The organism is Bacteroidota bacterium (assembly GCA_018831055.1).
Classification (GTDB): Bacteria; Bacteroidota; Bacteroidia; order Bacteroidales; family B18-G4; genus M55B132.
Map to the genome: position 1 here is coordinate 1 of JAHJRE010000132.1, position 8,035 is coordinate 8,035.

Genomic DNA, 8,035 nt, shown 5'->3' on the forward strand with positions numbered 1-8,035 from the left:
AGCTGAGAGATAGGGATAGTTATAAATTTCATTTCCAACATCCAGTCCCCCAGTATCCCAGTATCCCAGCATCCCAGTATCCCAGCATCCCAGTATCCCAGCATCCCAGCATCCCAGCATCCCAGCATCCCAGCATCCCAGCATCCCAGCATCCCAGTCCCCCAGTCCCCCAGTATCCCAGCATCCCAGTCCCCAGTCCACTATTCAATGCGCCTCCAGCCAATTCCTTCCCGTATTGATTTCCACTTCCACAGGGACTTTCATGGGAATGGCAGTTTTCATGAGCCTTTCTGTCAGTTCGGTTACCCGTTCCACTTCGCCGAGGGGAGTGTCAAAAACAAGTTCGTCATGAACCTGTAAAATCATCCTGGCCTGCAGCTTTTCATCCTGTATAGCCTGATGGATGCGGATCATAGCAATTTTAATCATATCGGCTGAAGATCCCTGGATAGGGGCATTGATAGCGTTCCTTTCGGCAAATCCCCGCACGGTCGCATTGTTTGAGTTTATATCACGGAGGTATCTTCTTCGTCCCAGGATGGTGCTGACATAACCGTTTTCCCTGGCAAAAGCGATGGTATCGTTCATATAATTCTTTATACCCGGATATTTCCGGAAGTACTGATCGATGATGTCTCCGGCTTCCCTCCTTGGAATAGCCAGTCTTTCCGACAAACCAAATGCAGAGATACCGTAAACGATCCCGAAATTCACCGTTTTTGCATTTCTGCGCATTTCCTGGGTTACCTCACTCAGCGACACCCCATATACACGAGCTGCAGTGGCCGTATGGATATCCTCCCCCCTTTGAAAAGTCTCCATCATCGCTGTGTCGCCACTCAACTCAGCGATGATGCGCAACTCAATCTGAGAATAGTCGGCGGCCAGCAAAACATGATTCTCATCACGGGGAACAAAAGCCTTACGGATCTCCCTTCCTTTCTCTGTGCGGATAGGAATATTCTGGAGGTTCGGGTTGTTCGAACTCAGCCTTCCTGTAGCGGCAACAGCCTGGTTAAAAGAGGTATGAATACGCCCGTTTTCATCGGTCATAGAAGGAAGGGTGTCAACATACGTAGATTTCAGTTTGGTCAGCGAACGGTAATCGAGAATAAGCTGAACAATGGGATGACGGGTCACAAGCTTCGACAGGATTTCCTCCCCGGTGGAATATTGCTTGGTTTTCGTCTTTTTGGGATTATCTGCAATGTTGAGCCGGTCGAAGAGAATCTCTCCGAGCTGTTTGGGAGAAGAAATGTTAAAGGAGGAGCCTGCAAGTTCATAGATCTGGTATTCAGTGGCTTCGATCTCTTTCTGCAGTTCGCCTGAAAATTCATTCAGTGCAGCGGTATCCAGCCTCACTCCTTCTGCTTCCATATCAGCAAGCACAGGAATCAATGGAACTTCTACCTCGCGGAATAATTTCATGGCGCCCGAGGTTTGCAGCATAGGCTCGAACACATTTCTGAGCTGGAGGGTGATATCGGCATCTTCGCAGGCGTAATCGCGAAGAAGAGATCGCTCCACCTCCCGCATCGATGATTGCCCCTTTCCCTTTTTCCCGATCAGCTCTTCAATAGGCACTGGCCGGTAACCCAAATAAGTCTCAGCCATGAAATTCATATTATGACGCAGGTCGGGCTCGATCAGATAATGGGCCAGCATGGTATCAAACAGAAATCCACGGGTTTCCACACCGTATTGTTTTAACAGGGAAATATCATATTTCAGATTCTGACCTGTTTTTTCTATTTCGGAGTCTTCAAAGAGTGGTTTATATTCCTCCAGGATGCGCAGGACTTCATCCTTTTCTTCCGGAAGTATGAGAAAATATGCCGTTCCGGGCTGCATGCAAAAAGAAATACCTACGAGTTCGGCCCGGTAAACATCCAGTCCGGTGCTTTCAGTGTCAAAACAAAAACCACCGGAATATTTCAGTTCGCCGAGCAATGTCTGTCTTTCTTCCGGTTTTTCTACCAGGATGTAACGGTGTTTTGTGTCGCGGATACCGGTAAAGGAGCTCTCCAAACCCGATTCTTCCGGGGAAAGGTCACTGAAAAGGTCGGCCTGGCCAGCCCTGGACTCTGCTTCAATACGCAGATCGGTAAAAAGCCGTGACGCAAATGTCCTGAATTCCAATTCCTCAAATAATGCCTTTAACGCTTTTGCATCCGGATCTTTTCTTTTCAGGCTTTTTTCATCAAATTCCACAGGCACATCCAGGATGATGGTTGCAAGCTGCTTAGAAATCAGCGCCTGTTCAGCATATTGTTCAACGTTTTCCTTCAGTTTCCCACTGAGCCGGCCGGTATTTCTGAGAAGCTCCTCCACCGAACCGAACTCCTTAACCAGCTTGATGGCCGTTTTTTCACCAACATTAGGCACACCCGGGATATTATCCGAAGCATCTCCCCATAGTCCGAGAATATCGATAAACTGTTCCGGTCTCTCAATCCCATATTTCTCACAGATTTCTTTCACACCGAGAATTTCGGCCTTGTTTCCCATACGCGGAGGCTTATACATACGAATATTTTCGGAAACCAATTGTCCGAAATCCTTATCCGGCGTTACCATATAAACCTGGAATCCGGCAGCTTCCGCTTTTTTCGCCAAAGTACCGATCACATCATCGGCTTCATAACCATCCACAGCCAGGATGGGAATGTTAAATCCTTGTATGAGTTTATCAATATAAGGAAGCGCTGAAGCAATATCCTCGGGCATGGCCTCGCGGTTAGCCTTGTATTCGGTAAACTCTGCCGTGCGGACCGTTGGGGCAAAAGTATCAAAGGCAACACCGATATGGGTTGGGTTCTCATTTTTCAAAACATCGTACAGGGAATTGGCAAATCCCAGGATGGCAGAAGTGTTCTGACCTTTGGAGCTGATGCGCGGATTCTTGTTCAGGGCAAAATAAGCCCTGTAAATCAGGGCCATGGCATCGAGAAGGAAGAGTTTCTTATTTTCCGGCATAACCTGTGTGTTTGAGACAAAGATACTCATTTGCTTCCAACCATGCAGATAACGGGTAATGGAATACCATGCCATCCTGGAAAGAAAAGAAAAAGAATTTGTACACAATTTTATGTTAAAAAGTAAATACAACGTGAGCAATAAAACTCAACTTTAAAACATAACTTTAGCGTAGTTCTTTAAACCAGATTATAACTCAACACTAAAAAACTATCGGTATGCCACGCCGGAAAAAACAACAAAAGATCTTTGTGATCGACACTTCCGTAATACTTTACAATCACAACGCGATTTACAGTTTTGAAGACAACGATGTAGCAATTCCCATCACGGTTTTGGAGGAGCTTGACAATTTCAAAAAGGGCAACGACATCAAGAATTTCGAGGCACGGGAGTTCATCCGCATCATGGATCGTCTTTCCAGCAATCATTCTCTTACGAACTGGATCCCTATTGACATGCCCAACGGCGGGTTTTTCAAGGTGATCATGAATGAGCAGCCCGACAAGGATGCCACCAAGATCTTCGGGGAAGACAAGCCTGATCACCGCATTCTGAATGCTGCCCTGATGATGTGTGAGCAGCATCCTGAGAAAAAGGTAACCCTTGTCACCAAAGATATCAACCTCAGGCTGAAGGCCAAATCGCTGAACATACCTGCAGAGGACTTTGAAACGGGCAAGATCAAGGATGTGGAATCGCTGTACACAGGAAAGTCATTGATTGAAGGGGTTAGCAAGGAGGTGATTGACATGTTGTACGGTACAGGTTTTTGTGATGCGAAAGATATCGGGGTTGAAAAGCCCATCCCCAATCATTATTTCATTGCCAGGAACGGTAAATCATCGGCGCTTGCCTTTTACAACCCGGTTCTGGAGCGCGTGGAGCGGGTTGAAAAAATTGCGGCCTACCGTATCACGCCCCGCAATGCCGAGCAGGTGTTCGCCCTGCATGCCATCATGAATCCCAAGGTCAAGCTGGTCACCATGCAGGGGATAGCAGGAACAGGGAAAACCTTGCTGGCTTTGGCCGGTGCGCTGGAACAAAAACGGAACTTCAAACAGATCTACCTGGCACGTCCCATCGTTCCCTTAAGCAACAAAGACATTGGTTATCTTCCCGGAGATATCAAATCGAAGCTGAATCCATACATGGAACCGCTATGGGATAACCTCAAGTTCATACAGAACCAGTATGGGGAAAAGGACAGGGAATATAAGAAGATACAGGATGCAGTGGACACGGAAAAGCTGGTGATCACGCCTCTTGCATATATCCGCGGACGCAGCATTTCCAACGTGTGCTTCATCGTGGATGAAGCCCAAAACCTCACCCCGCATGAAGTCAAGACCATCATCACCCGCGCCGGGGAAAACACCAAGATCATCTTTACCGGCGATATCTACCAGATCGACACGCCGTATCTTGATTCACAAAGCAACGGACTTTCCTACCTGATCGATAAGATCAAGCACCACGAGATCTACGCCCACGTCCGCCTGGAAAAAGGAGAACGGTCGGAGCTGGCGAATCTGGCAAATGAGATGCTTTAAAAAGCCGGGATTGTCAATTCTGTATTCTGTATGTACAATAGGATATGCAATTGAGAATTTACTATTTACAATGCATTGACAATATCAAATCGCACATTGCCAATCCTATTGTAAATACAGAATACAGAATACAGAATTGCCAAAATCTTTTCCTTCCGCACCTCTAATCGCAGACAACCACCTTCTTTCTCCCCAAAACCACCTTCCCTTCTTTCAGTACCACAAAATACACCCCGGGTGGGTAATCGGAAACATCGATGCGGAACTGCGATTGCCCGGAAGGTATTCTTACCATTTCAACAAGCCTTCCCCAGAGATCATACAGGCTAATTGTCAATTCTGTATTCGGTATTCTGTATTTACAATGTATTTCTCCATACGCCGGGTTCGGAAAAACCTCCAGCATATCTTCTGTTTTTGTCTTTGTTTCTATCGGCGGCCATTCAACTGTGCCTACGATCAGGCTGCAGTCGTCCTGGACAATGGTGTCGGACGCGATGGGGTATGGGCAAAGGGTATCGTATTTAAAGGGAAATGTATAATTACTGTCGTCTTCCAATTGCTGATTAAGTTTTCGCAAGTAAACGTCAAACTGGTTGTTTTTAAAAGTATTATACATATATAACAGTTTTTTGTCAAATGTTAGTTTTAATAGGCTGCTGTATATGTCCTGATATAAAAAGGTAGTATCAAGCAGGTTGCCCAATGTGTCAATTAGAATAGCATAACCGATTATATCTTCTTCTGAATTCCCCCATCCCGCGCTAGCTGCAAGAACAGTATCATTTAAGAATTCTGCATTATCCAGACCACCATGCTTAAAACCATTAATTATATCATATATTCCTAGTATATCCCCATTAATGCTGAGTTTTACCAATGCAGGCGCAGACCTTGATTCCTGGTAATAGTACCTGCTTATACAGGAATAATAACAATTTGTATCGGGATTTAGGATGGTATGCCAGGCATAACCTCCAAATAAGGTATCATCTTTGAATACTACCTGCTCCCATTGAAAAATGCCATTGGAATCAGTTTTAATGTAATATGGTTTGGACGCATAATGTCCCGGGTTGTTAGGCTCTTCATATTTACAGACAGCCGAGATCAGATATCCATTATCAGGTGTTAGCGTTATAGATTGCGAATCCTCGAAAACCAGAGCAGAATCCATACTATTATAGCACTCCTTCCATAACATATCCCCATCTTCTGAAAATTTTGCAAGGCAGATCCTGTCATCTGGTGAAATACCTGTATAACTTAGCGTAGTTACACACCCCCCTTCATTTAATGCGATCACATAATATGCATAATCAAAATGCGATGGAGAATAATACACTTTGCACCATTCTTTTTCCCCACATGAATCTAACTTCAATATTAAAGGATCACTATATTCATCATAATATGTTGTACTGCCAACACAATATAGACTTCCTGATTTATTGCAATCAATATAATTCAGCCCTATATATGAATTTTGTTCCCCAAGGGTTTTTTCCCAAAGTATTTCACCATTGATGTCAGTTTTTATCAACCATTGAAATGGCACATAACCATTTCCATGTTTTCCAATGATATAGATGCCACGATCATAAGATGTAGAAAAATATTTCCCTACAGCATCTTTATTTCCATAATATGATTGTAACCACTTGCTCTGAGAAATCACTACATTCATATTAAATACAAGAATAATAAATATATATAGTATTCTGTTCATACCTTTTATTTTATAAGGCTAAGTTTACAGCTTTCAATAATAGAATTATCGATGGCCAGTTGTATCAAATATATTCCTGCCGGCCAGTCATTAGTAGCTTGAACCATTTGATTCTGCTTGTACGATAAACGGATGAAGGCAAAAGGCTTTCCTGTAATGTCAGTAATTTTAACAGTAGGAACTCCGACAAATTCCCTGATATCATACTCAAGAATGAAATAATTCTTCCCTGGATTAGGAAATACCTTTAGAACTGAAGGGTTCTTTAAACCTGATTCCTCCGGAAGCTCCCATGTAGTTGAACTTTTCAAATTATCAGGTAAGAAAATTTGCTCATTATATTTTTTTAATCCATGATTTATTAGGATATTTCTTGCATAAATGCCAATGAAGTCGTTATTGTTTTGTGATAAATCCTCCAGGGTACTTTCCTGGATGCTATCTAAAACATAACCATGATATCTTAATTCAGAAATTATGCTAAATAGATCAGAAAAACTTTGATATTCATCTTGTTCTTCTGTATTTAAAGTAAAAATGGTTGGAATACTGGCTAAAGTATTACAAGCGCTCAGGCTATCATCCATGTTCAATTGGTGCAAAGACGAGCGGTACAGGGAATTAGGCGTGTTTTCTTTATTAAATAACCCAATCAGGCTATCATTTGACCAGGAGTTTATGGTATCCTTTTTATAAAACCTGATTAGTTTTGAAAATGTTTTTTGTCTGTTATTGATATGTTTTCCTTTGTTTTTTTCAAGGACCTCTTTGTGACCAAATACATTCAAACCGTTCATTATTTCTGCCATCATATAATCAGGCATGGGATCAAACCTTGAATTAAGGGTGTTTAACACATTTGCTGATTTTGCCGATTGCGGATTGGACACAAGAATGTCCCTGATCATTGCATTGGGCAAAACATCCTCTTTAATAATGGCAGAATTCATAACTGTATCTGACAAATATGGCGAATCATCCAAAAGATCTTGCCTGATCTGTAATGCTTCATCTGGAAAGCTGGTCTGAACTTCAAAATTTAAATCATCTGTACTTCCTCCATCAACAATTACATCCAGGGTATCCTGATACAATTCAACAGTAACTGACTCACTTTCAATATAGTTATATTCTGTTAGGAGGTTTATGTTTTCATTTAAGATAGTTGGACAAGAGACACTTTTGCTGTATTCAACTTGATCATCACGACTGGGATCAATATTATTGTATTCTTCAGGTTCAAGAAAAATCCTTGCTAAATTTGAATGATGATAATAAGTGACTATATCCAGGTTAGCATTGTTGAAAAATTGATATTCCAGATCGGAGAAATCAGGATCAGAAAATGTATTTCCGGCAGCCATGGTATTGGGATTAACACCCTGAGGGGCGGCAGAGCCTAAATGGCCCTGGGTTTCAGCAATACCAAATCTATCCGGGTTAATACCGCCATAAGGTGTCACAAACACATCATATTGGCAGTCCGTAAAATCATTGCATTTAATACATAAACCAACATCATTGTCTTCTTCATCCCGGTTTTCACCGGCAGCGATTATCCCGCAAGACAGATTCTCAATAGAATTATTATATATCTCATTGTAATATGGCCCAAGGTTATGCGCATAAATTGCAGCATGCTCCATTTGCGTGCCGGAATATCCCGTGAAATAATTCTCTGTTAAAAGGAATTCCTGGCAGGCCTCAAGATATACCCCTATCAAAGTATCACTTGTGCTGTGATAACTATCAGGCATATCCATTTCAAAGGTATTAT

Annotated in this window: 5 protein-coding genes; 1 reads left to right on the top strand and 4 read right to left on the bottom strand. The window is 42.7% G+C overall.

Features of this window, described 5'->3' with window-relative positions:
- Both KKA81_08220 and polA read right to left on the bottom strand, forming a co-directional pair.
- The coding region (locus tag KKA81_08220; GenBank protein ID MBU2650906.1) for a hypothetical protein at positions 1-201 on the bottom strand (201 nt) is incomplete at its 3' end.
- A 3-nt stretch (positions 202-204) separates the two neighbouring features.
- Complete coding sequence (gene polA, locus KKA81_08225; GenBank protein MBU2650907.1) at positions 205-2,976, bottom strand: DNA polymerase I; 2,772 nt, start codon at positions 2,974-2,976, stop codon at positions 205-207.
- Between the two features lie 218 nt (positions 2,977-3,194).
- On the opposite strand from polA, the gene KKA81_08230 reads away from it, so the two are divergent.
- Positions 3,195-4,529, top strand: coding sequence for a PhoH family protein (locus KKA81_08230; GenBank protein MBU2650908.1), 1,335 nt, complete (start codon positions 3,195-3,197; stop codon positions 4,527-4,529).
- 163 nt (positions 4,530-4,692) lie between these two features.
- On the opposite strand, the gene KKA81_08235 is transcribed toward KKA81_08230, so the two are convergent.
- Together KKA81_08235 and KKA81_08240 are read right to left on the bottom strand one after the other, a co-directional pair.
- Positions 4,693-6,258: a T9SS type A sorting domain-containing protein gene (locus KKA81_08235; GenBank protein ID MBU2650909.1), complete on the bottom strand. Its 1,566-nt coding sequence runs from the start codon at positions 6,256-6,258 to the stop codon at positions 4,693-4,695.
- Between the two features lie 5 nt (positions 6,259-6,263).
- A complete protein-coding gene (locus KKA81_08240; GenBank protein ID MBU2650910.1) occupies positions 6,264-7,721 on the bottom strand; it encodes a T9SS type A sorting domain-containing protein in 1,458 nt (485 codons plus the stop codon).
- Positions 7,722-8,035: the final 314 nt, after the last annotated feature.

Bases quoted from the DNA above. Each gene is read 5' to 3' on its own strand.
- polA (MBU2650907.1), bottom strand. From the start codon at position 2,976: ATGCCGGAAAATAAGAAACTCTTCCTTCTCGATGCCATGGCCCTGATT.
- KKA81_08230 (MBU2650908.1), top strand. From the start codon at position 3,195: ATGCCACGCCGGAAAAAACAACAAAAGATCTTTGTGATCGACACTTCC.
- KKA81_08235 (MBU2650909.1), bottom strand. From the start codon at position 6,258: ATGAACAGAATACTATATATATTTATTATTCTTGTATTTAATATGAAT.